A 20618-nucleotide genomic window follows, 5' to 3' on the forward strand; every position below is an offset into this window, starting at 1 on the left:
CCCGCTATGCCGCACCGCCTGACCAGGCACAAGTCCTGGGTGCCTCCAGGATCACCAGCATCAAAGTCACCGTGCACTCGTCCGCCGACCCCGGCCCCGACGGGCGTCGCGACCGCACGCTGCAACTCTTGCGCACCGCCCCCCTCCGCACCTGGCGCGCTTGTGAAATCGCTCGCGGCATCGGACTGGACGACGCCCAAGGACTACGTGCGGAACTGGGGCGCTGGGTTCGCGAGGGCATCCTTCGCCGCACCGGGCGAGGCATCTACATCCTCGAACCCGAGTGGCTCACACCCGACCTCCAAGACCCCGTCAACCCACCCTTGACAACGCCGGATCGCCCTTAACTCCGTGGTCTTGGAAGTACCCCGACGAGCTGCGTGAGCGTGCCGTCCGCGAAGTCCAGACCTCCGGCCGTCCGGTCGCTCATGTCGCGAAGGACCTGGGCATCCACAAGGAAGCCCTGCGAGGCTGGGTCCGCCAGGCCGAGGCGGACAAGGGTGACCGGCCTGATCTGCTGACCACCGCCGAGCGGACCGAGCTGGCCCAACTCCGCAAAGAAATAGCCGAGTTGCGTCGGGCGAACGAGATCCTGAAGGCCGCCTCGGTGTTTTTCGCGAAGGAGCTCGACCAGCCCCGCACGAGGCTGACGCGGTGATCAATCACCTCCGCGACGACTTCGGGGTCGAGCCCGTATGCCGGGAACTGGACCTGTCGGTCTCGGCATTCAACGCCCGCCGCAGGCGCCCGAAGTCCGCCCGGCGCCTGCGCGACGAACAGCTCATCGAGCACATCCGCCGCATCCATGACACGTCCGGCGAGACCTACGGAGCCCGGCGCATCCACCGCCAGCTGCGGCGCGAGGGCGTCGCCACGGCCCGCTGCACCATCGAGCGCCTCGTGCGCGAAGACGGCCTGGAAGGCGTGATCCGTGGGCAGCGGCGCCGCACCACGATCTCCGAGCCGACCGCGCCCAGGCCGCCCGATCTGGTCAACCGGCGCTTCACCGCGAGCCGGCCGAACCAGCTGTGGGTCGCCGACCTCACCTATATCCGTACCTGGTCGGGCTGGGTATACGTGGCCTTCGTCCTGGATGTGTACTCGCGGATGATCGTCGGATGGCAGCTCGCCACCCACATGCGGACCGATCTCCCGCTGGATGCGCTGGAGATGGCCTTGTGGCGGCGGGGAATCAAGAAGGACTCGGGTCTGATTCATCACAGCGATCGCGGGTCGCAATACGTGTCAATTCGGTACGGCGAGCGGCTGATTGAGGCGGGCGCGACCGCATCTGTCGGCTCCGTCGCGGACAGCTATGACAACGCGATGGCCGAAGCCCTCAACGGTTCCTTCAAGGCCGAGCTGATCGAGCATCAAGGCCCCTGACGAGACGCTGACCAGGTCGAACGTGCCGTCGTTCAATGGGTCGGCTGGTACAACACCGAGCGCCTGCACTCAGCCCTCGACTACCTTCCACCCGAGGAATTCGAGGCCCAGCACTACCGATCACAGGCAGCCCCGAACGCCGCCTGAAACCAGAGAAACCGGCCGCTACGAAACTCGGGGCAGCTCAGGGCTGCCACGGCGCCATGTTGCCTTGCCCCTGCTCCGGTGGTGGAGGCAGAGTCGGCGGTGGCGGCGGAGCGGGGCTCTGCGCAAACCGCTGGATCGCAGGGGCGTTCGCCGCGGCTGTCCGGCGCACGGGTCAGCGGCCCGTACGCTCCCAGGACGCGTGGCCATCGGACGGTGGTGGTGCCGCCCGGGGCGCCGATGCCGAAGGCGATGAGGACGGGTGGTACGGCGCCTTCCGGGATGGGCGCGGTCGGTCAGCAGCGGGGTGATGTAGCTGTGGGTCGCCAGAACACCGCCCATGTCCAGCTGATCGGGTCATGGATCGCGCGGCAGACATTTCGTTTGTTCTGGGTGGCGGCTGATCTTCCGGATCCTTGAGTGGGCCGGCTCCGTCTGAACGGTGGGCGTTGGGCCGCGCGCATCTTCGCTCCGGAGGGCCGACGCCCCGTCTGGGTCGTAGGGGATCGACGACCGCTGGAGTTGCATCCTGATCGTTGCCCACGCCCGATTCCGGCTCGCCCGGCCCTTCAGGGGGACCTCCGCCGGTCATGGGAGAAACCCGCCGCCCCCGACCGGTTCACCCTCGCTGACGTTCGGTGAGCTGTGCAGCCTCAGTCTGCGGCTGTGGAGGTGAGCGGGGTGAGTTGGTGGATGTCGTGGCGGAGCCGTAGAGCCACGATCTCGGCTTGGTCCGGCGGCCCCGAGGCGCTCAGCAGGTCGGTGAGTTCCTGGAGGTAGGCCTCGTGGCCGGACGGGGACACGAGGAAGAGCATCCGGGCCGGTTCGGCGCCGGGGTTGGAGAAGGCGTGAGGGCATCCGGCGGGTACGAACATGAAGCTGCCGGGTCCACCCCGCAACACCTTCGCGCCGGTCTCGGACTCCCAGGAACGCCAGTCGCCGGTGGCCTGGGGGGTGGGGTGGAAGGCGAGGAGGTCGAGTTCGCCTTCGAGGACGTAGAACACCTCCTCGGCCTGATGGTGCAGGTGCGCTCCGACATCGAATCCCGGCGCGACCTCGGCCTCGAACGTCGACCAGGTCGGCGACCGTTCAGCACCCGCTTTCAGGGTCATGGTCTGGATCCGGCGACCGCCACCTGGCGGCAGCAGCAGGCCATCGGTCATGTCTCCTCGTTTCCCGGGTTCGGCTTCCATCTGGTGCTGCGCAGCCAGGTTCCCAGCGTCATCAGGCCGGGGTGAACCTCCCGCAGAGCTGAGATGTCGGGCGGGTCGGCGGGGTGCTCGTTGAAGAACTCGAGCATCTTGGCGAGTTGTTGGTCGAAGGCTCGTATCTGCTCGACGGGCACCTGACGCAGACGTGCCGGCAGGCGGGCTGGCTGGCCGCAGTGACGGCCCAATGCCTCGGCGATCTGCGGTGGCGTGAGGACGTCCCGGCAATCGGGATCTGGGGGCGTACGGCGAGGCCGAGCACCAGCTCCCCCGTTGTCCAGGACAGGGCGGTTGTAGGTGGCGAAGTTGTCCATGAAGGAAACGGGACGCAGAATCGTCGCCGGGATTCCGGAGGGAGCGTCTGCCCCGTTGAGCGAGCTGTAGACCAGGTGCTCGATGCCCAACTGCCCGGCAAGGTCCGCCACTGCCGGGCCACGCTCGAGGAGTGCCGTGCGGTCGCGCGGCCCTGCCGGCCGGTGGCACCGATGACCAGCGCCGGTTCCGCGCGATCTGCCATGCGGAGCTCCTCACACTGTGTTCTGCGGGAGTACGGCGACCCCGGTCTCAGCCCGAGCATCCCGGGTGTGCCCGGCCTCCCTCAGGGAGGCCGGGCATGGTGCGTTCAGCCCTCAGGGTGCCGGGTCAGCTGCAGGTAGTCGCAGTCGGCGAGCCTGTGCATACCGCCGCCGTCGTCGTAAGAGCCGTACTGGTAGGACGCGTCACGGGTGATGGTGAGACTCACGCTCGTTCGATGGGACCGCAGCTGGCTGGTTCGCCGACGTGACAGAGGAAGATGGTCACACCCCGCACGTCGTGCCCCTCGCCCTTGGCCGGGATCTTGGTGTAGTTGTGCCAGACCCACGACGAGCCGTTCCACTTCCAGAATGTGGTGTAGAGCGAATCGGTCTTGCTGCCACAAAAACGGGCGATGTCGAAGTCCCAGACGGTCACGTACTTGGTGTGCCCGCCCGCTGTGCCGGTGTCCCAATACTGGTAGGAGCCCCCCGCCCAACCGCAGCGGTCCTTGGTGAGAGCCTCGTGGTAGCCACCATCGGCGTGGGCCGAGCCTGTGAAGGAGACGAGTAGTCCGGCGGCTGCGGCGGTGATCACCATTTTGTTCCGAACGCCCTTTAGCGTGATGCCGTGGAGCATGACAGTCCTCCTGAATGTTGATGGTGCAGCTGCGAGCGGCCCAGCTGAGTCGACGACAGGGCAGCGGCCCAAGGGCCCTCTTGCCTGCATCCCGGAGGCAGCGAGGCTTTGTGCGGCGCGCTGTTTCCTGTCCTGGACCAAGGTGCGCCGCCGAACGTCGGTGAATCTTGGACAAACGTTGAATGGGCTGGTCGAAGGTGCTATGCCAGGGTGGGGACTTGAGACTCGGGGGAGTGCTGTGACGGTTGAGTTCGCTTTGCTCGGCAGTGTCGAGGCGCGTGTGGGCGGACGGATCGTCGATCTGGGTCATGCCCGTCAGCGGTGTGTGCTCGCAGTGCTGCTTGTGGACGCCAACCAGGTGGTTTCGGTGGACCAGCTTGTCGAGCGTGTCTGGGCCGACCGTCCTCCACAGCGGGTCCGGAACGCGCTCTACGGCTACCTCTCCCGTCTGCGGCAAGCTTTGGCCATCGCCGAGGGGGTGGCTATCGTCCGGCGATCCGGTGGTTATGTCCTCGACGTCGAGGCGACGGCAGTGGATCTGCACCGTTTCCGTGACGTGGCCGCACGGGCCCGGGCGGCCGTGCGGAACGAGCAGGACGAGCAAGCGGCAACCCTGTTCAGGCAGGCACTCGCCCTCTGGCGGGGAAACGCTTTCGCGGGTCTGGACACCCCTTGGATCAACGCCCTCCGCGACGCGGTCGACCAAGAACGGATCGCGGCCGAACTGGACCACACCGACGTTCGGCTCCGTTGCGGTCACCACAGCGGACTGTTGGCCGAATTGTCCGCCCGGGTGGAGATACACCCAATGGACGAACGGATGGCCGGTCAGTTCATCCTCGCCCTGTACCGCTGCGGCCGCCCGGCCGACGCCCTCAACCATTACCAGCAGATCCGGCTGCTGTTGGCCGAAGAACTCGGATGTGACCCCAGCCTGCCGCTTCGGCAACTGCACCAGCAGATCCTCACCACCGACCCCGCACTGAACGTCTCAGCCGCCGTCCCAGCCGCCGGGCGTGCTCCGGGGTCCGCACCCGCTCTCGCGCCGCGCCCGTTACCCGTGCCCCCGCCGGTGCGCACCCCACGAGGCGGCGCCGACCTCCCCGGCCCGCCGACACCGCAACGTCCCCGGACGGGCAGCCACCTGGTCGGGCGGGCAGCGGAGTTGACGATCCTCGACGGCGCGATCGAGGATGCCCTGGCCGGTGCGCCAGGGGTGCTCGAGGTGGTCGGGGAACCGGGTATCGGAAAGACACGGCTGCTCGGCGAATTGGGCGAGCGCGCGAGACAGCGCGGATTCGTGTCCTTGGCCGGCCGCAGCGTGGAGTTCGACCGGGCTCCGTACGGTGCGTTCGTGGACGCCTTGGACGACCACCTCGGCCATGAGGACTTCCTGAGGCTCCGGCACGACGGGTTACCGCCCGGCGCGTTCACCCTGCTGAGTACGGTCTTCCCCGCGCTCTGCGACCGGTTCCCGACCGGTCCGGAGCCCGTGAAGGTCGAACGGTACTGGTTCCACCGGGCGGTGCGAACGTTGCTGGAGACGCTGAGTGCCGACGGCGGGCTCGTCCTCAGCCTGGACGACCTGCAGTGGACGGATGACGGTACGGCCGAGCTGATCGACCATCTGGTACGGCACCCGCCGAGGACACCGCTGCTCCTCGCCCTCGCCTACCGTCCCCGGCAGGCCCCGCCGCGACTGGCCGCGGCACTGGCCCGGGCAGGCACGGAGGGAAGAGTGGCCAGAGTCGAGTTGGGTCCGCTGTCTCCGGCCGAGGGAGCGGAGCTGTGCGGGGCAAGGACGGATCACTGGCGTTTCCAACGGCTGTACGAGGCCAGCGGCGGCAACCCGTTCTATCTGGAGGCGCTGGCCCGAAGCGCCGGGAACGAAAGTCCGCCGGCGGTGCCGGCCGTCTCGGCACCTGTCGCCGGCGATCTGCCGCAGTCGGTGCGGGCCGCGCTGCTGGAGGAGCTGGGAGGTCTGTCGCCCACCGCGAGGGTCTGTACACAGGCGGCCGCGGTTCTCGGCGACTCCTTCGAAGCCGGCATGGTGGCAGTCGTGGCCCAGACCGGTGAGGCACAGGCCCTCGCTGCCCTGGACGAGGTCGCGGAGCGGGACCTCGTACGCCAGGTCGGCTCCACGCGCCAGTTCCGGTTCCGCCACCCGCTGGTGCGGGCAGCGGTGTACCAGGGGGCGGGCGCCGGCTGGCGGATCGAGGCGCACACCCGGGCCGCGGACGGCCTGGCCCTGCACGGCGCACCGCTGACCGCCCAGGCGTCGCACGTTCAGCGTTCGGCGCGCGTAGGAGACGAACACGCCGTCGACGTACTTGTACGGGCCGCCCGTCAGGTGATGACGATCGCACCGGCCACCGCCGCGCACTGGACACAGGAAGCCCTGCGGTTGCTCGGCGAGCAGAGTCGGCTGCGGCCCGAACTGTGGCTCCAGCAGGCCGATGCGCTGGGCATGGCCGGACGACTGCTGGAAAGCCGCGCCGTCCTGCGCAAGGCCGCCACCCTCCTGCCCGCGCGGGCCCGGGGCCGACGGGCCCAGGTGACTGCCCTACGAGCCACCATGGAGTGGGCGCTCGGCCGGTACGAAGAGGCCACGGCTCTGCTGCTACGGGAGTTGGCGGACCACGAGGGCCAACTGCGGCCTGAGACCGCCACCTTGGAGTTGGGCGTCGCGGTGGTGGCGCTTCGTAAGAACGACTTCTCCACGGCGATCGATTGGGGCGAACGCGCGTTGCGGTCGGCGGAACGTATCGGCGACCCGCCGCAGACCACCGCCGTCCGCGCTCTCCTGGCTCTGGCGCATACCTTCGCGGGCGACGCCAGGGCCGCGGACTACCTCGGCCCCGTGGTGGAAGTGCTCGACGACACCGACGACCAGGAACTGGCCGGGCGGATGGACACGCTCGTCATGACGGGCTGGACAGAGATGCTCCACGGGCGCTACGACCCCGCACTGCGCCATCTCCGCCGAGGCCTGGAAGTGTCCCGCCGCACCGGACAGAGCCTCGTGCTCGCCGATCTCTTCGCCGCCTCCGCCTACGCCCACCTGTGGCTCGGACGCCTGGACGAGGCGGCGGCCTACGCCGACGACGCCCTGGAGGCGGCGTCACTCGTCGGCAGCGGCGAGCCGCGCTCGTTGGCCGAGGTGGTGAGCGCGGCAGTCCTGATGTGGCGGGGAGACTTCGCCGGAGCACTGAAGATCTGTGAGGAGTCACTCGCTTCGGCCGGCCCCGCACCGGGCGCGCACCGGTCGGCGATGGTCGGGATGCTCGGCCAGACGCTGCTGCTCAACGGCGATCCGGAGGGCTGTGTCAGCAAGGTGCTCGAAGCGGGCGGCGGCCCGCAGCTGCTCGGGTTCGAAGCCCCGGTCCGCCCGATGTGGTTCCGGCTGCTGGCTGTCGCGGAACTGGCCCTGGGTGACGTGACGGCTGCCGAGATGTGGGCCGACCGAGCAGCCGCTGCAGCGGGGCTCGACCTGTCGCCCGGCTGGCGCGGTTTCGCGTTGCTGGCCCGCGCCGAGGTACAACTCGCCCGGCAGAACCCGGCGGCGGGTCCCACCGCGTGCCGGGCCGCTGCCGAGTTTCGCGCGGCCCGGATGCCCCTCAACGAGGCCGTGGCCCGGCTGACCGCCGGTACCGCACTGTCCGCCTCCGGCCGCCGGGCCGAAGCACTCGCCGAGTTGGCACAGGTGAAAGCCCTGGCGGATACCTGTGGGACCCTCGCCCTGTCCGAATTGGCTGATCACGAACACCACCGAATCGCCGTCCGAACCGCGCCTCCGACAGCTGGTACGACACCCGGCACATGAGGTTCCCGAACAGCACAAGCTCTGGTGGAGTGAGTTCTCCGAGGGGCACACTCGGGCTTCGTCCCTCTCGGAGTCGGGGCTTCAGCCGCTGGTCGACGGAGTCGGCCCGGAGGGCGGCGGCGATGTTTTCGGGTTTGGAGCTGCTCAGAGGCGCCGCAGGGCGTAGGTGTTCCAGAGTTCGCCGGCGAAGAAGCGGCCGAAGCGAGTGAGTGCCGCGGTGCCGTGCGGACCCGTTGTGCGGAACGTGGTGAGCAGGCGGGCGAGATCGGTGGCGCCGAGACTCGCCGTCCCCGTGCCCAGTGTTTCGGCGTCGGTCCCGCCCGGTTCGTGGACGTGTCTGTTCAGGACGCGGAAGCCCAGCCTGGTCGTGTCGGTCCACAGGCGGGTCGGGGCGCCGGGCGCCAGGTCCTTGCGGCCGGCGAAGGTGCGGGGGTGACCGTCGGCGTCGGTGAAGTGGAGCAGGTAGCACATCGTGCCGCGGCCGTCCGCGAACAGGCGGACGCCACCGTGCAGGACGGGGCGGCGCCCTCCGAAGGAGGGGCTGTCGATCCAGCCGTCCGCGCGCGCCTCGTGGTCCGGTTCCTCCAGGAAGGCGTCCACGTCGTCGGCCGTGACGGTGAGCCGGAACGCGAACGGTTCGGTACGGGACCAGTCCGCACCGGGTGCGTAGCGTCCGCGCAGTTCCTCCGTGAACTGGAGGGAGGTACGGCGGGGGTACGTGCGGTTCGCGACCGCGCGTGGAGTGGCGGGACGGTGCTCCAGCAGGCGGGTGCACATACGGTCGGCGAGGGCCGCGATGGTGAGGGCCGGATTGGGGCCCACCGGGCCGGGCATCGCCGCCCCGTCCGCGACGTACAGGCCCGGGTGGCCGAAGACCTCGCCGTACGGATCGCAGACCCCGGTGCCGGGGTGCCGGCCGATGGGGGCGCCGCCGAGCGGGTGCACCGTGAGGACGCGGTCCCGGTGCCAGAGCGGATGGTCGGCGTATCCGCCGCCGAGCGCGCCGACGATCTGCCGCATGAGTGTGCGCGTCCGCTCGAACTGGGCCGCGCTGCCGCCCCGTACCGTCCAGCTGCTGTCCAACCGGTGCCCCACATGAAACTCACCATGTGGCAGGCCGGGTTGTCGCACTCCGGGTGCGCCAGTGACACCAGACGGGCAAACAACCCGCTCCGGCTGAACCAGGCCGCGTCGCCGCTCCGCGGGTCGAGCTGGGACAGCCCGAGCGCGCCCTCGACGACCGCGGGGCCGTACGCCAGCTTCCAGCGGGACCAGGCCGGTACGCGCATCAGCAGGCCGACCGCGCTGGTGACGACGCTGGTGACGTCCCGTACGGCGCCGGCGTACAGGCTCATGAGGAAGGTCATCGACCCGAGACAGTGCGCCACGACGTGCACCCGCCGTTCGCCGACATGCCGACGCAGTTCGGCGAGCGCGGCCGGGTAGTCGTACAGGGCGATGTCGTCGAGGGTGTGTGCGTGCGGTTCCGTGTTGTACGGGAAGCGGTTGCTCATCCGCATGTCGAGCGTCCATACGTCCTCGAAACCGTTGTCTAGGAGGCAGGTCGCCAGATTCCGGTGTTCGGGCATGATGAACAGGTCGCTGGACGCGGTCAGTCCATGTATGAGAAGTACGACGTCGTCGCACTCCGCCCGGCGGAAACGGGTCAGCTGGAGGCCGAGCCCGTCGTCCGTGGTGACGGGGTGGACGGTGACCTGGGCGTCGGGAACGCCGGTTGTGGTGTGACGGGGGACGGCGGCGCCCTTCTGGATCGGCATGATGGCCCCCCTCAGTCGGTCGGCCGCCCCACGATGGCGTCGGCGGCCAGGCAGAGGTCATCGTGGCGCTCCCGGCTTCGGTGTACCTGCTGAAAACCTGAAATCGGCAGGTCACGGCGCACGACGCGGGCGGCAGCCTCACCGGCGAAAACCTGCCCGGCGATTACAGGCTCACGCAGAGCTACGACAGCGTGGGCGACCGGGTGGAGCCGCTGTGCGTTGGAAGTGGAATCCGCTGCGGGCGGGTTCGAGATCCCCATCCGAGCCGGCGCGATCGCCGGCATGAGCCCTCGACGGATGTCGGGGGCGGTCGAGGCCGAGTCTCGATGAGGCGTGCTGACAGCCGTGAGGGACGGCGGTCGGACGTCCACGGTCGCGCGGCGACCCGCACCCCGGCGTGCCGAGGTCAGCGGCTGTGCCACCCCGGTGTCCCATTCGGTCTGCGGCGGCGGGCTCCGCAGCATCTCCCGCGGGTAGGCTCTGCCTGATCAGGCAGAGTCGGCGGGGACGAGGCATGGGCGGGGTCGAGAAGACGCGGGGTGGCGGGGCCGAGCGGGCGACCTCGCGGGATGTCGCCCGGCTTGCCGGGGTGTCGCACACGGCCGTGTCCTTCGTCTTCAACGGGCGTGCCCAGGGCAACCTCTCCGCCGAGACGCAGGAAAAGATCCGCAAGGCGGCCGAACAGCTCGGCTACCGGCCGAACGCGGTCGCCCGTGGCCTGCGCCGGAGTCGTACCGCCGTGATCGGTCTGGTCACGGACGAGATCGCCACCTCGCCGTTCGCCGGGCGGCTGCTGCGCGGGGCCATGGACATGGCGTGGAGCAGTGAGCACCTGGTGCTCACCGTCGACTCCGGGCAGGACCCGGTCGCCGAGGACGCGGCTGTCGCCGAACTGCTTGACCGGAGGGTCGACGGGATCATCTACGCCGCGCTGTCGTTGCGCCGCGCCCGAGTCCCGGAAGGGCTGCACCGCACGTTCGCCGTGTTCGCCAACTGTCTCCCCGAGGACGGCTCCCTTCCGGCCGTCATCCCCGCCGAGCGGGCCGGTGGCCGCAGCGCCGCCCGCGTCCTTCTCGACGCGGGCCACCGCCGTGTCGCCCTGGTGGGCGGTCTGGACGACATCGCGACCGCGGAACGGCTGCGCGGCTTCCGGGACGCGCTGCGGACGGTGGGGCTGACCGCCGAGAAGGACTGGATCATGCGGGCGGGAGGGGAGATCGCCGCCGGGTACGAGGGCGCGCTGCGGCTGCTGGACGGTGTTCCCGCCTACCGGCGGCCCACGGGGATCGTCTGTTACAACGACCGGGTCGCCGCGGGTGTCCTGCACGCCGCCGCGCGCCTGGGCCTCGACGTGCCCGCCGAGCTGTCCGTCGTCGGCTATGACGACCAGGAACACATGGCGGCTTTCCTCAGCCCGCCCCTCACCACGGTCGCTCTGCCCCATCGCGCGATGGGAGAGACGGCCGTCCGCCTGCTCCTGGACGCCATCGACAGCGGGACCGCGCCGCCGGTCACCACCCGGCGGCTGGAGTGCCCCGTCGTCACGCGGGGTTCGGTGGGACCAGCTCCCAGCCCGTGACCTCGACGTCCGTCCCCGTCACGGTCAGCTCCGCGATGTCGTCGTCCCGTCGGTACACCCGTTCCGTGGCCGTCGCCCGGTCACCCGCGAACAGTTCCAGCAGGGAGCCGTCCACGAGGATCCGTACGGTGAGAGTCTCGCCCGGCGGGGTCGGCAGGACCAGGAGTGCCGTGCCGTCCGGGCGGGAGCGTGGCCAGGCCGTGCGGTCCAGGGTCACCGTGCCGGACGCCGGATCGAGTCGCACGGTCAGTTCGGCCCCGGACGTGGCCCGCAGCAGACTCACGGTCGCCGCCGAACGGGCGGTCACCAGCAGGTCGTACGCGAGGGGGAGTGGTCGGTGCGGTCCCGGTGCGGCCGTGAACGGGACGGCCGCGCGCAGCAGTTCGAGCTCCGGAGCCGGTACGACCCGTAGCGTGCCGTCCTCGTGGGTGTCCATCACCCGGGGTGCCGTGAGGACGCCGGACCAGCCCGCGCGGTCCACCTCCTCGGGCGGGCGTGACTCCCAGGACCAGCCCCAGAGCAGGGCGCGGCCGGACTCCGTGTCCTGGAGGACGGAGGGGGCGTAGAAGTCACGGCCGAGGTCCAGCGGGCCGCCGCCCGTACCGGCGGCGAACCTCGGTCCACCGTCCGCCCGCTCCACCAGGCGGCCCGTGACGTACGCGGTGCTCAGCGGGTCGCCGTCCCACAGGGCCACCGCCAGCACCCAGTCGCCCCCGGGGGTCGCCCACAACTGCGGGCACTCCCAGCCGATCGCCCGCTTGCCGAAGGCGCGGGCCGCCGCCGGGTCCCGGCCGTCCAGCAGGACCCCGGCGAACCGCCAGTCGTGCAGGTCCTCACAGTCGTACACCAGGACGGACGGGGTGCCGTCGGCGTGGCCGGCGCCCATCAGCGCCCAGCGGCGTCCGGCGAAGCGGAAGACGAAAGGGTCCCGGAACATCGTCACGTCCAGGCCGGGTGGTGGGCCGGCGACCACCGGCACCGGCAGTTGCTTCCACCTCTGGAGGCCGTCGTCCTCGGCCACGGCGAGACAGATCGCGCTCAGGCCCTGGTGGTCGTGGTCGATCCCGGAGTACACCGCTGTCGGTACACCACCGTCGTCCACCACGCAGCCGGACCAGCAGCCCGCCTCGTCCGGGCCGTCGGGCGTGGGGCGCAGGGCGATCCCGTGGTCGTCCCAGTGGGCGAGGTCGGGGCTGGAGGCGTGGCCCCAGTGCACGTTCGTGTGCACGGGGGCGTCGGGGTTGTGCTGGTAGAAGAGGTGGTATCGATCGCCCCAGCGGAACGGGCCGTTCGGGTCGTTCATCCAGTTGGCCGGCGGGCGGACCCTGAAACGCGGGCTGTTGGCGTCGGTCTCTTCTACCAGCGACCGGCTCACGGAACTCAACGATTGACTCCTGCGGATGTGATGCCCTCGCGCAGAGGGCGCTGGCCGACGACGAACACGGCGACGGCGGGGATCATGGAGAGGACGACCCCGGCGAGGACGACGGAGATCGAGCCGGTGCCGAGGTTGCCCTGGAGGGAGACCAGGCCCAGGGGCAGCGTGAGGTTCTCGGTGGAGGTTTCGAGGATCAGCGGCCGGAAGAACTCGTTCCAGTGGTAGTTGAAGGCCAGCACGCCGACGATGGCGAGACCGGGGGCCGCCAAGGGGGCGTACACCGACCGGAAGACGCGCCACGGACCCGCGCCGTCGATCATCGCCGCCTCGCCCAGGTCCTTCGGCATGCCCATGAAGTACTGGCGCATCAGGAAGGTGCCGAAGGCCGTCGGGAAGGCCGGGACGATGAGGCCGAGCAGGGTGTCGGTCAGACCCATCGTCTTCAGTTCCAGGAAGACCGGGACCATCGTGACCTGCAACGGCACCATCATCGTGGCCAGGACCAGCGCGAACAGCGGCTTCTTGAAGCGGAACTCGAGGCGGGCGAAGGCATAACCCGCCAGGCCCGCGGTAATCATCTGGCCGGCCGCGATCAGTGCGGTCACCAGGGTGGAGTTCAGTGCGTACAGCCAGACGTCGATCTGGTCGAAGACCCCGCGGTAGGCGTCGACGGTGGGGTCCGTGGGGATGATCTTCGGCGGCAGGTCGAAGGACTCCGCCGGCGTGCGCAGTGACGTCGACACCGTCCAGATGACCGGGCCGAGCGTCAGCAGGGCGCACAGTGCCAGGCCTGCGATCCGGCCCCAGGGCGCCAGACCGTGCCGTACGCGTGACGCGGTGGGGCTCGTGCGCGGACCCGGCATCGAACCCGACGCCGCACCCGATACCGAACCCGAGAGGGAACTCGTACTCATCTGACTCACCCGGCTCACTGGTAGTGGACGTAGCGCCGGCTGAGCCGGAACTGGAGTGCGGTGACCGCCATGATCAGGGCGAAGAGCAGGACGCCCACGGCGGACGCCTCGCCGAAGCGGAGCTGCTCGAAGGCCGTCTCGTAGATGACCATCACGACCGTGCGCGTCGAGTCGCCGGGACCGCCCGCCGTGAGGACGTACGGCTGCTCGAAGACCTGGAGGGCGTTGATGATGCCGACCACGGACGCCACCAGCAGCGTGGGCGACAGCAGTGGCAGGGTGATGGCGAGGTGTTTGCGCACCCCGCTCGCGCCGTCCAGCGCAGCCGCCTCGTGCACCTCTTTCGGGATGTTGTTCAGGCCGCCGACGAACAGCAGGAACGAGAAGCCGAACTGCTGCCAGACGTACGCCAGGACCACGGCCGCCATCGCCCCGTTCTCCGAGGTCAGCCAGGGGACCGAGGGGATACCGACCGTACCGAGGAGCCAGTTCACGGGGCCGAAGTCCTGGTTGAACAGGTACTTCATCACCACCGAGATGGACGCGGCGGACAGCACCAGCGGGAAGAAGAACGCCGAACGGAACACGGACCGCAGCCACTTGGGCATCCGGCCGTTCACCGCGATCGCCAGCACGAGCGCGATCAGCAACTGGAGTGCGACCGCGAGCACCATGAAGACGAGCGTGTTGCGGAAGGAGACGAGGACCGTCGAATCGGTCAGGATCTCCCGGTAGTTGGCCGCTCCGGCCCACCGCGGGTCGTCGATCACGTCCCACTGGAAGAGGCTGAGGACGACCGAGCCGACGATCGGTACGACCGTGAAGACGACGATGCCGACGACGGTGGGCGCGAGGAACAGTACGGCGAGGAGGCGGGTGCCCCGGGTGCGGATGGTGGTGGCGGCCGTGGACTCGGATGCCTTACGGGTCTGACCGGTCCCTCGGTTCCTGCGGCTCTTGCGGGTGCGGGCGGGCTCCGGCCCCACGGGCCTGATCTCGGTGTTCGTCACACTTCACGCTCCAAGGCCTTCTCCAGGTCCCCCTGCAGCCGGCGCAGCGCGGGACGCACCGCGCCGGGGCTCGCGAGGGCGGTTCCGGTGTGCTTGATCAGCAGCTGCTCGACCTCGTTGACCTGCGGCGGGGCCGGGATCGGGCCGGTGGTGGGGATCTTGTCGAGGGTGTCGTAGAAGACCTGCCAGTGGGCCGGTCCTGTCTCCCGGTAGCGGGCCTCGTCGACCATGGAACGGCGGGCCGGAGTGGTCTGGTTGGCCGCGAAGAGCTGGGTCATCACGTCCTTGCGGGCGGTGTACTTGATGAACTCCCAGGCCTCGTCCCGCATCTTCGACGTGCGCAGCATCGCGTACCCGGCGGCGCCGAACTGGTGACGCCGGGTACGCCAGCGCGGGAAGTACCGCACGTCGTAGTCGGCCGGTTTCATGCCCGCCTGATGCAGGCCGCCCGCCCAGAAGCCGCCCGCGGGCGTGACACCGACGCGGCCGGTGGAGAAGACGCCGACGAGGTTGCGGCCGTCGCCGCCCTCCGGCCGGGTGCACAGGTCCTCCTGGACGAGGGAGGAGAGGTAGTCGTAGACCTCCGCGACGCGGTCGGAGTCGGCCAGGGGTGTCGTCCACCGGTAGCCGCCGCCCCGGCCGCGCCGCTGCGCCTCGGGATAGAAGGAGTTCCAGAGCCAGTCGCCGCCGGGGGCCTTGGACTCGGTGAGGAGGTTGGTGTCGTTGGCGAAGAGCCAGGGGACCACTCCGCCCCACAGCCGGTTGGTCCAGAAGTACGGGGTGAACCGGTCCCCGTTGCTGCGCTTCATCGCTCGCAGCAGCGTGGTGAAGTCGTCGCGGGTCCAGTCGTCGTCGGGGAGGTCGGCACCCGCGCGTTCGAGGACCCGGCTGTTGAGGTAAATGTCGGCCGCGTTGAACTCGACCGGCAGCTGGTAGAGGCTCCCCTCGTACATCATCGACTCGACCAGCGAGGGATGGACGTCGGCGAAGTACGTGCGCAGCTCGGCCGCGTCCCGCTTCGCCCACCTGTCCAGCGGTACGCCGAGCCGCTGGGCGAAGAGCTGCACGCCCTCGGTGGCGACGTACACGAGGTCGGGTGCCGTGCCCGCGGCGATCTGGGTGAGGATCTTGGAGAAGAAGTCCGACCAGTCGTAGGCCTGTACGGGGTTGATGCGGATCCTGATGTCGGGGTGGGCCTCGCGGAATCCGTCGCGCAGGGCGCGCTGCGCCTCGGGGTTGAAGGCGGAGCCCAGGGTGGCGATGACGAGCGAGCCGTCGTCGCGGCCGGGGATGTCAGCGGCGGTGAGGCGGTCCCAGCCGGCCGCGACACCGGCGAGAGCGGCGGCTCCGGCGCCGTATGCGCCGTAGCGCATCAGGGCCCGTCGGGAGAGGAGCGAGTCGGTCATCGGCGAGCCTAACTCGTGTTAGCCGAAGTTGATTTCATGATGATGAGAACCACGCTGCGGCTCTGTCAAGGGATGTGCGCGGATGGGAAATGCGGATGAGAAGTTGCGAACGGTCGGTGTGCGAGGGCTTGACCTTTAACGTGTTAGGTATACGGTTCCGGACCACATGAGCCGTGTCCCGACGACGACGTCGGGGGAAGGGAGCCGCACGATGCGTGGCATGAAGAGGAGTTCGCTCGGCCCAGGGGAGACAGGGGAGACACTGTCCAGGCGGTCGCTGCTGACGGCATCGGCCGTCGGCGCCGCCGGTGTTCTGCTGCCGGACCTCGTGAGACCGGCGGTGGCGGCGCCCCGCGAGGCGACGGCCGCGTGCACGGGCAGCTACCGCGCCGAGTACCACTTCACGGTCCCCGACCAGTGGATGAACGACCCGCAGCGCCCGATCTGGATCGACGGCGAGTACCACTACTACTACCTCTACAACCCCGACTACTCGACGGGCGGCACGACGGCCGGCACCACCTGGCGCCTGGCCACCAGCACCGACCTCGTCTCCTTCACCGACCGCGGCATCGCCGTGCCGAAGGACACGACTCCCAACGGCGATGTCTGGTCCGGCTCGGCGGTGGTCGACACCGCCAACACCGCGGGCTTCGGTGTGGGCACGGTGATCGTCCTCGCCACCATGGCGCCCGACGATGTCACCCAGGCCCAGTACCTGTACTACTCGACGGACGACGGCCGCACCTTCACGAACCACGGCACCGCCCCGGTCCTCCCCAACCCCGGCGTACGGGACTTCCGCGATCCCAAGGTGATCCGCGACGAGGAGCGCGGGCGGTGGGTGATGCTGCTCGCCGAGAACGACAAAGTCGGCTTCTACCACTCCGCCGACCTCAAGGTGTGGACGTACGTCGGCGGCTTCATCAAGGGCGGCATCGGCGTCCTGGAGTGCCCCGACCTGTTCCGGATCAGGGCGGACGACGGGACCTGGAAGTGGGTGCTGGGCGTCAGCGCCAACGGCAAGGGCTCCGGGCTGCCGAGCACGTTCGCGTACTGGACGGGTTCCTTCGACGGTACGACCTTCACCGCCGACGCGTCCGATCCCCAGTGGCTGGACCACGGCTGGGACTGGTATGCGGCGGTCACCTTCGACAAACGTGACGCGAGCGGGGTCCTGGACCCGGACGCGCGGTACGCGATCGGCTGGATGAACCACTGGGACTACGCGAACACCACGCCCACCATCGAGTGCGACGGCTTCAACGGCACCGACTCGATCGTCCGCGAGGTACGACTGAAGCACGCGTCGGGTACGTACTACCTGACGTCCCAGCCGGTGGCGGCCCTGGACGACCACGTGTCGCGCACGGTGGACCTCGGCGACATTGCGGTCGACGGCACCCGACCGCTCGACTACACGGGTACCGCGTACGAGCTGACCTGTGAGATCACCTGGGACCAACTGGTGGGCGTCGGCCTCCAGTTGCGGCGGTCGTCGGACGGTGGGCGGCACATCGACGCGGGGGTCCACGGCGACTACGCCTTCGTCAACCGCGGTTACACCGTGAGCCCCGACGCCTCCGGCCGCTGGCAGGAGAGCCGCACGCCGTTCGACCTGTCCGCCGGCACGGTCCGCCTGCGGATCCTCGTCGACCGCACGTCCGTCGAGATGTTCGTCGGCGACGGCCGGTACGTGCACTCGACCGAGGCCTTCCCCGACCCGTCCGACACCGCACTGGCGCTGTTCACGATCGACGGGCAGGCGGTGTTCCGGAACGTGGTGATCCGGGAGTTCACGGTCTGATCCGACGGGGAGGTGGCCGGGGCGGGCCGAGAGGCTGTCCACGACCGGCGCGCCAGGGCTCTCTATACCGAGGCAAGCTAGACATCGGCACCGCGGAAACGGGCACGAGATTCCACGGCCGCACATGTGGTGGAGCCTCGCCCGTCGGTAGGGGAATCCGACGCGGGCGAGTTCGAGAGGTCCTATCCAGCTGGCGAGATCACTCTCGACGCCGTCGGTCTTGCCCCTTGCGGCCTCATTGAGGCCGCGTTGAGGCCGGTGGTAACGACGACAGTGTTGTCGACGGGTCTGCCGCTCCAGCTGGCGGACGTAGGCCGGGCGGTCGATGCCGTGGTCGTCCGGGTCAGCGGCACGCGGGAATGTGGGTCGTGGTGATGGCCGGTGGGAGCCAGGAACTGCCCCAAGAGGAAACGGCCGCGAGCGGTCACTCGGTCCGTCGGCGAGGATGCGGCTGGTCTTGGCGAAGTGGACGTGAGGCACCCTGGCGGACGGCGAGGTGGCCGAGGTCCTGGGCGAAGTGGGTCTTGCCGACGCCGGGCACCGGGAAGACCCACCTGGCCATTGGGCTCGCAGTGCGGGCCTGCCGGGCCGGACACCGCGCGTCGGGTTCGCTACCGCCCCGGAGTGGGTCGACTGCCTGGCCACCGTCCACCAGAGCGGGCGCCTCCGCAGAAGCTGGCCAGGTTCGGCCGACAGCTGCTACCCGCACGGGGCGGGCTCGGACTTGATCACCGGGCCGTTGCGCCTCCGGCCGGGCAGTGTCTGTTCGCCGGCTGTGCCTTGGCACGCGGCCGTCGCCCTTGTTATGCAGCTCCGATGCTGTTGCGATGTCGTTCGACTACGTCTGGTGCGGGTTTCGGGGCGGCGGTGGCGAGGCGGAGCGCGGTCAGGGGGAGGACGGCCTCGGTCCACGGGGCGCGGATCGGCCGGTACACCGCGGTCCCGAGGGCGTGCGCGGCGCGGTCGATTTCGTCGGCGATGCTGTCGCGGCCGATGCCGAGCCTGATGGTGCGCGCGGCCTGCCGCGGGGTGCCGACGGCCGTCAGTACCGGCGACGGCGTGGTGCCGGCTGCGGCTGCCCGCGTCGACCACTGCCTGCTCGCGGGTGGACGGGGCGCTACCCCTGCTCGGACCGGAGCACATAGAGGCTCGGCAGGTTGATGACCACGGCCTCCTGCGTGCTGCGGGCGATCACGACGACGGCCTCGTCGTACGGGTCGGGGTTCTCCTCGCGGTGCGGCACGAAGGGCGGGACGAAGACGTAGTCGCCCGGCCCGGTGCGCAACCGCACCTCCTCGGGCTCCGCTCCGTATTCGGCGGGGTCGGCGAGGAAGACGAACTCGGGGTGTCCGCTGACGATGTAGATGGCGGTTTCGGAGTCGCCGTGGTGGTGGTCGGCCGAGGCGGTCGCGGGCGCAACCGTGGTCTGCCCCATCCACATCCGCTCCGAGCCGACCCTGGCACCACTGATCGCGGCGAAGCGACGCATGCCGCCGGTCTGCGCCGTGCCGCCGTCCAGGTCGTCGGCGCGGACGTGGTGCACCCGCCGGCGCGCCTCGGGCAGCGGGCCGCTCGGACCGTCGGCCAGGTCTGGGTGGAAGCCGTCACGGGCGCAGTCCTCCGTCGCAGCGGAGACGGGCGGGGTCGGCAACGAGGGTTGTGAGGTCATGGGAATCGTCCTGGGGATCGGGGGCGGAATCCGTCCTACGCGGCCTGGTGTGGCGCGCTTCTACCTGAGCTCAACTTCGACAAAGCGGAATTCGTACCCGTTCACGTTGACGAGGTTGTGCGCGACACCGGCAGACCGCGCGTAGGAAACGCCTGCGTGCATCTCTACATCGCGTTCCCCCGCTGGATCCTCCACACGCACCGTGCCAGTGACCAAGGGAACCACCACGTAGTCGTGTGCATGAACGTGATGGCCCGTTTCGGCGCCCGGGGCGAAGCACCACTCCGTGACAACGACTCGATCCGTGTCTATCTGAACAGTTGGCTTTGCTTTCACGCCTGACAACCTCCATGAACAAGCTGGACCGGCCTGGAGTCACTTTCCGGGGCACAGTCGCGAGAAGGCTTCCTCGATGATGTCGAGGCCCTCGTTGAGCAGATCCTCGCCGATCACCAGCGGCGGCAGGAAGCGCAGCACATTGCCGTACGCGCCGGCGGTGAGGACCACCAGGCCCTCGGCGTGGCACGCCTTGGCCAGCGCGCCGGTGGCGGCCGCGTTGGGGTTCTTGGTACCTGGCTCGACCAGCTCGATGGCGATCATCGCGCCCCGGCCCCGGACGTCGCCGACGATCTCGTACTTCCCTTGTATCGCCCGCAGCCGACCCAGCATGATCTCGCCGATCCGCCGTGCCATGGCGGGCAGGTCCAGCTCCTTCATGGTCTCGAACGTACCGAGCGCACCCGCGCACGCCACCGGGTTTCCGCCGTACGTGCCGCCCAGGCCGCCCGCGTGCGCGGCGTCCATGATCTCGGCGCGGCCGGTGACGGCGCCGAGCGGCAGACCGCCCGCGATGCCCTTGGCCATCGTGATCAGGTCCGGGACGATGTCCTCGTCCTCGCACGCGAACCACTGGCCGGTGCGGCAGAAACCGGTCTGGATCTCGTCTGCGACGAAGACGATGCCGTTCTCCTTCGCGAACTGCGCGATTTTCGGCAGGAAGCCCTTGGCCGGCTCGATGAAGCCGCCCTCGCCCGCGATCGGCTCGATGACGATCGCCGCGACATTGTGCGCGCCGACCTGCTTGCCGATCTGGTCGATCGCCTGCGCCGCGGCCTCCTCCGCGCAGTTCTCGGCACCGGTCAGCCAGCGGTAGGGATAGGCCAGCGGGACCCGGTAGACCTCCGGCGCGAAGGGGCCGAAGCCTTCCTTGTACGGCATCTTCTTGGCGGTGAGCGCCATCGTCAGATTCGTACGGCCGTGGAAGCCATGGTCGAAGACGACGACCGCCGTGCGCTTGGTGTACGCGCGGGCGATCTTCACCGCGTTCTCGACCGCCTCGGCGCCGGAGTTGAACAGCGCGGACT

General features: G+C 69.6%; 14 protein-coding genes and 3 pseudogenes. 5 read left to right on the forward strand and 12 right to left on the reverse strand.

Annotation, left to right across the window (positions count from 1 at the left end; translation table 11 throughout):
• Both ACTWQR_RS52810 and ACTWQR_RS52815 read left to right on the forward strand, forming a co-directional pair.
• Window positions 1-347: pseudogene (locus tag ACTWQR_RS52810) on the forward strand (IS4-like element ISSav1 family transposase); the annotation flags it as partial.
• Window positions 348-376: 29 nt separating this feature from the next.
• Window positions 377-1533 (forward strand): annotated as a pseudogene (locus ACTWQR_RS52815) (IS3 family transposase).
• 650 nt (window positions 1534-2183) lie between these two features.
• Here the strand turns inward: ACTWQR_RS52815 and ACTWQR_RS52820 are convergent.
• The 3 genes from ACTWQR_RS52820 to ACTWQR_RS52830 all read right to left on the reverse strand — a co-directional run bounded on the left by ACTWQR_RS52820 (window position 2184) and on the right by ACTWQR_RS52830 (window position 3890).
• Entirely contained in the window at window positions 2184-2693 is a 510-nt protein-coding gene (locus ACTWQR_RS52820; RefSeq protein ID WP_443234510.1) for a cupin domain-containing protein, read from the reverse strand.
• Window positions 2690-3163, reverse strand: a complete 474-nt coding sequence (locus ACTWQR_RS52825; protein ID WP_443234511.1) for a hypothetical protein — start codon at window positions 3161-3163, stop codon at window positions 2690-2692. Before ACTWQR_RS52825 ends, ACTWQR_RS52820 begins: the two co-directional genes overlap by 4 nt.
• Window positions 3164-3476: 313 nt before the next feature.
• Window positions 3477-3890: a Tat pathway signal protein gene (locus tag ACTWQR_RS52830; protein ID WP_443234512.1), complete on the reverse strand. Its 414-nt coding sequence runs from the start codon at window positions 3888-3890 to the stop codon at window positions 3477-3479.
• A 238-nt stretch (window positions 3891-4128) separates the two neighbouring features.
• On the opposite strand from ACTWQR_RS52830, the gene ACTWQR_RS52835 reads away from it, so the two are divergent.
• On the forward strand, window positions 4129-7713 hold the full coding sequence (locus tag ACTWQR_RS52835; RefSeq protein WP_443234513.1) for a BTAD domain-containing putative transcriptional regulator: 3585 nt from the start codon (window positions 4129-4131) through the stop codon (window positions 7711-7713).
• A 144-nt stretch (window positions 7714-7857) separates the two neighbouring features.
• Here ACTWQR_RS52835 and ACTWQR_RS52840 read toward each other — a convergent pair whose 3' ends face one another.
• Together ACTWQR_RS52840 and ACTWQR_RS52845 are read right to left on the reverse strand one after the other, a co-directional pair.
• A complete protein-coding gene (locus tag ACTWQR_RS52840) occupies window positions 7858-8808 on the reverse strand; it encodes a GMC family oxidoreductase (protein ID WP_443234514.1) in 951 nt (316 codons plus the stop codon).
• Between the two features lie 104 nt (window positions 8809-8912).
• Window positions 8913-9491: pseudogene (locus tag ACTWQR_RS52845) on the reverse strand (alpha/beta fold hydrolase); the annotation flags it as partial.
• Between the two features lie 514 nt (window positions 9492-10005).
• On the opposite strand from ACTWQR_RS52845, the gene ACTWQR_RS52850 reads away from it, so the two are divergent.
• A complete protein-coding gene (locus ACTWQR_RS52850) occupies window positions 10006-11070 on the forward strand; it encodes a LacI family DNA-binding transcriptional regulator (RefSeq protein WP_443234515.1) in 1065 nt (354 codons plus the stop codon).
• Here the strand turns inward: ACTWQR_RS52850 and ACTWQR_RS52855 are convergent.
• The 4 genes from ACTWQR_RS52855 to ACTWQR_RS52870 all read right to left on the reverse strand — a co-directional run bounded on the left by ACTWQR_RS52855 (window position 11033) and on the right by ACTWQR_RS52870 (window position 15778).
• Window positions 11033-12433 (reverse strand): glycoside hydrolase family 32 protein, encoded by a 1401-nt coding sequence (locus ACTWQR_RS52855; protein WP_443234522.1) that lies wholly within the window; start codon window positions 12431-12433, stop codon window positions 11033-11035. The two genes, ACTWQR_RS52850 and ACTWQR_RS52855, sit on opposite strands and share 38 nt — an antisense overlap.
• A 17-nt stretch (window positions 12434-12450) precedes the next feature.
• The gene (locus ACTWQR_RS52860; protein WP_307182528.1) at window positions 12451-13311 is read right to left on the reverse strand and encodes a carbohydrate ABC transporter permease; all 861 of its coding nucleotides are present in this window, start codon (window positions 13309-13311) and stop codon (window positions 12451-12453) included.
• 65 nt (window positions 13312-13376) lie between these two features.
• Window positions 13377-14372, reverse strand: a complete 996-nt coding sequence (locus ACTWQR_RS52865) for a carbohydrate ABC transporter permease (RefSeq protein ID WP_443234516.1) — start codon at window positions 14370-14372, stop codon at window positions 13377-13379.
• Window positions 14369-15778 carry an extracellular solute-binding protein gene (locus tag ACTWQR_RS52870; RefSeq protein ID WP_443234517.1) on the reverse strand — a complete coding sequence of 470 codons (1410 nt, stop codon included), beginning with the start codon at window positions 15776-15778 and terminating at the stop codon, window positions 14369-14371. The genes ACTWQR_RS52865 and ACTWQR_RS52870 overlap by 4 nt, the downstream gene beginning before the upstream one ends.
• 220 nt (window positions 15779-15998) lie before the next feature.
• Between ACTWQR_RS52870 and ACTWQR_RS52875 the strand changes: the two genes are divergently transcribed.
• Entirely contained in the window at window positions 15999-17585 is a 1587-nt protein-coding gene (locus ACTWQR_RS52875) for a glycoside hydrolase family 32 protein (protein ID WP_443234518.1), read from the forward strand.
• A gap of 1117 nt (window positions 17586-18702) precedes the next feature.
• Here the strand turns inward: ACTWQR_RS52875 and ACTWQR_RS52880 are convergent.
• From ACTWQR_RS52880 to ACTWQR_RS52890, 3 genes are all read right to left on the reverse strand, one after another.
• A complete protein-coding gene (locus ACTWQR_RS52880; RefSeq protein WP_443234519.1) occupies window positions 18703-19254 on the reverse strand; it encodes a cupin domain-containing protein in 552 nt (183 codons plus the stop codon).
• A gap of 60 nt (window positions 19255-19314) precedes the next feature.
• Window positions 19315-19590 (reverse strand): cupin domain-containing protein, encoded by a 276-nt coding sequence (locus tag ACTWQR_RS52885; protein WP_443234520.1) that lies wholly within the window; start codon window positions 19588-19590, stop codon window positions 19315-19317.
• Window positions 19591-19629: 39 nt separating this feature from the next.
• Window positions 19630-20618 (reverse strand): aminotransferase class III-fold pyridoxal phosphate-dependent enzyme (locus ACTWQR_RS52890; RefSeq protein ID WP_443234521.1); only part of this gene is annotated, 989 nt, incomplete at its 5' end.

It is taken from the genome of Streptomyces sp. 2A115, assembly GCF_052245575.1.
Lineage (GTDB): Bacteria > Actinomycetota > Actinomycetes > Streptomycetales > Streptomycetaceae > Streptomyces.

Coding starts and splice junctions, on each gene's coding strand:
- ACTWQR_RS52820 (WP_443234510.1), bottom strand. CDS start 2,693: ATGACCGATGGCCTGCTGCTGCCGCCAGGTGGCGGTCGCCGGATCCAG.
- ACTWQR_RS52830 (WP_443234512.1), bottom strand. CDS start 3,890: ATGCTCCACGGCATCACGCTAAAGGGCGTTCGGAACAAAATGGTGATC.
- ACTWQR_RS52860 (WP_307182528.1), bottom strand. CDS start 13,311: ATGCCGGGTCCGCGCACGAGCCCCACCGCGTCACGCGTACGGCACGGT.
- ACTWQR_RS52870 (WP_443234517.1), bottom strand. CDS start 15,778: ATGACCGACTCGCTCCTCTCCCGACGGGCCCTGATGCGCTACGGCGCA.
- ACTWQR_RS52850 (WP_443234515.1), top strand. CDS start 10,006: ATGGGCGGGGTCGAGAAGACGCGGGGTGGCGGGGCCGAGCGGGCGACC.
- ACTWQR_RS52880 (WP_443234519.1), bottom strand. CDS start 19,254: ATGACCTCACAACCCTCGTTGCCGACCCCGCCCGTCTCCGCTGCGACG.
- ACTWQR_RS52875 (WP_443234518.1), top strand. CDS start 15,999: ATGAAGAGGAGTTCGCTCGGCCCAGGGGAGACAGGGGAGACACTGTCC.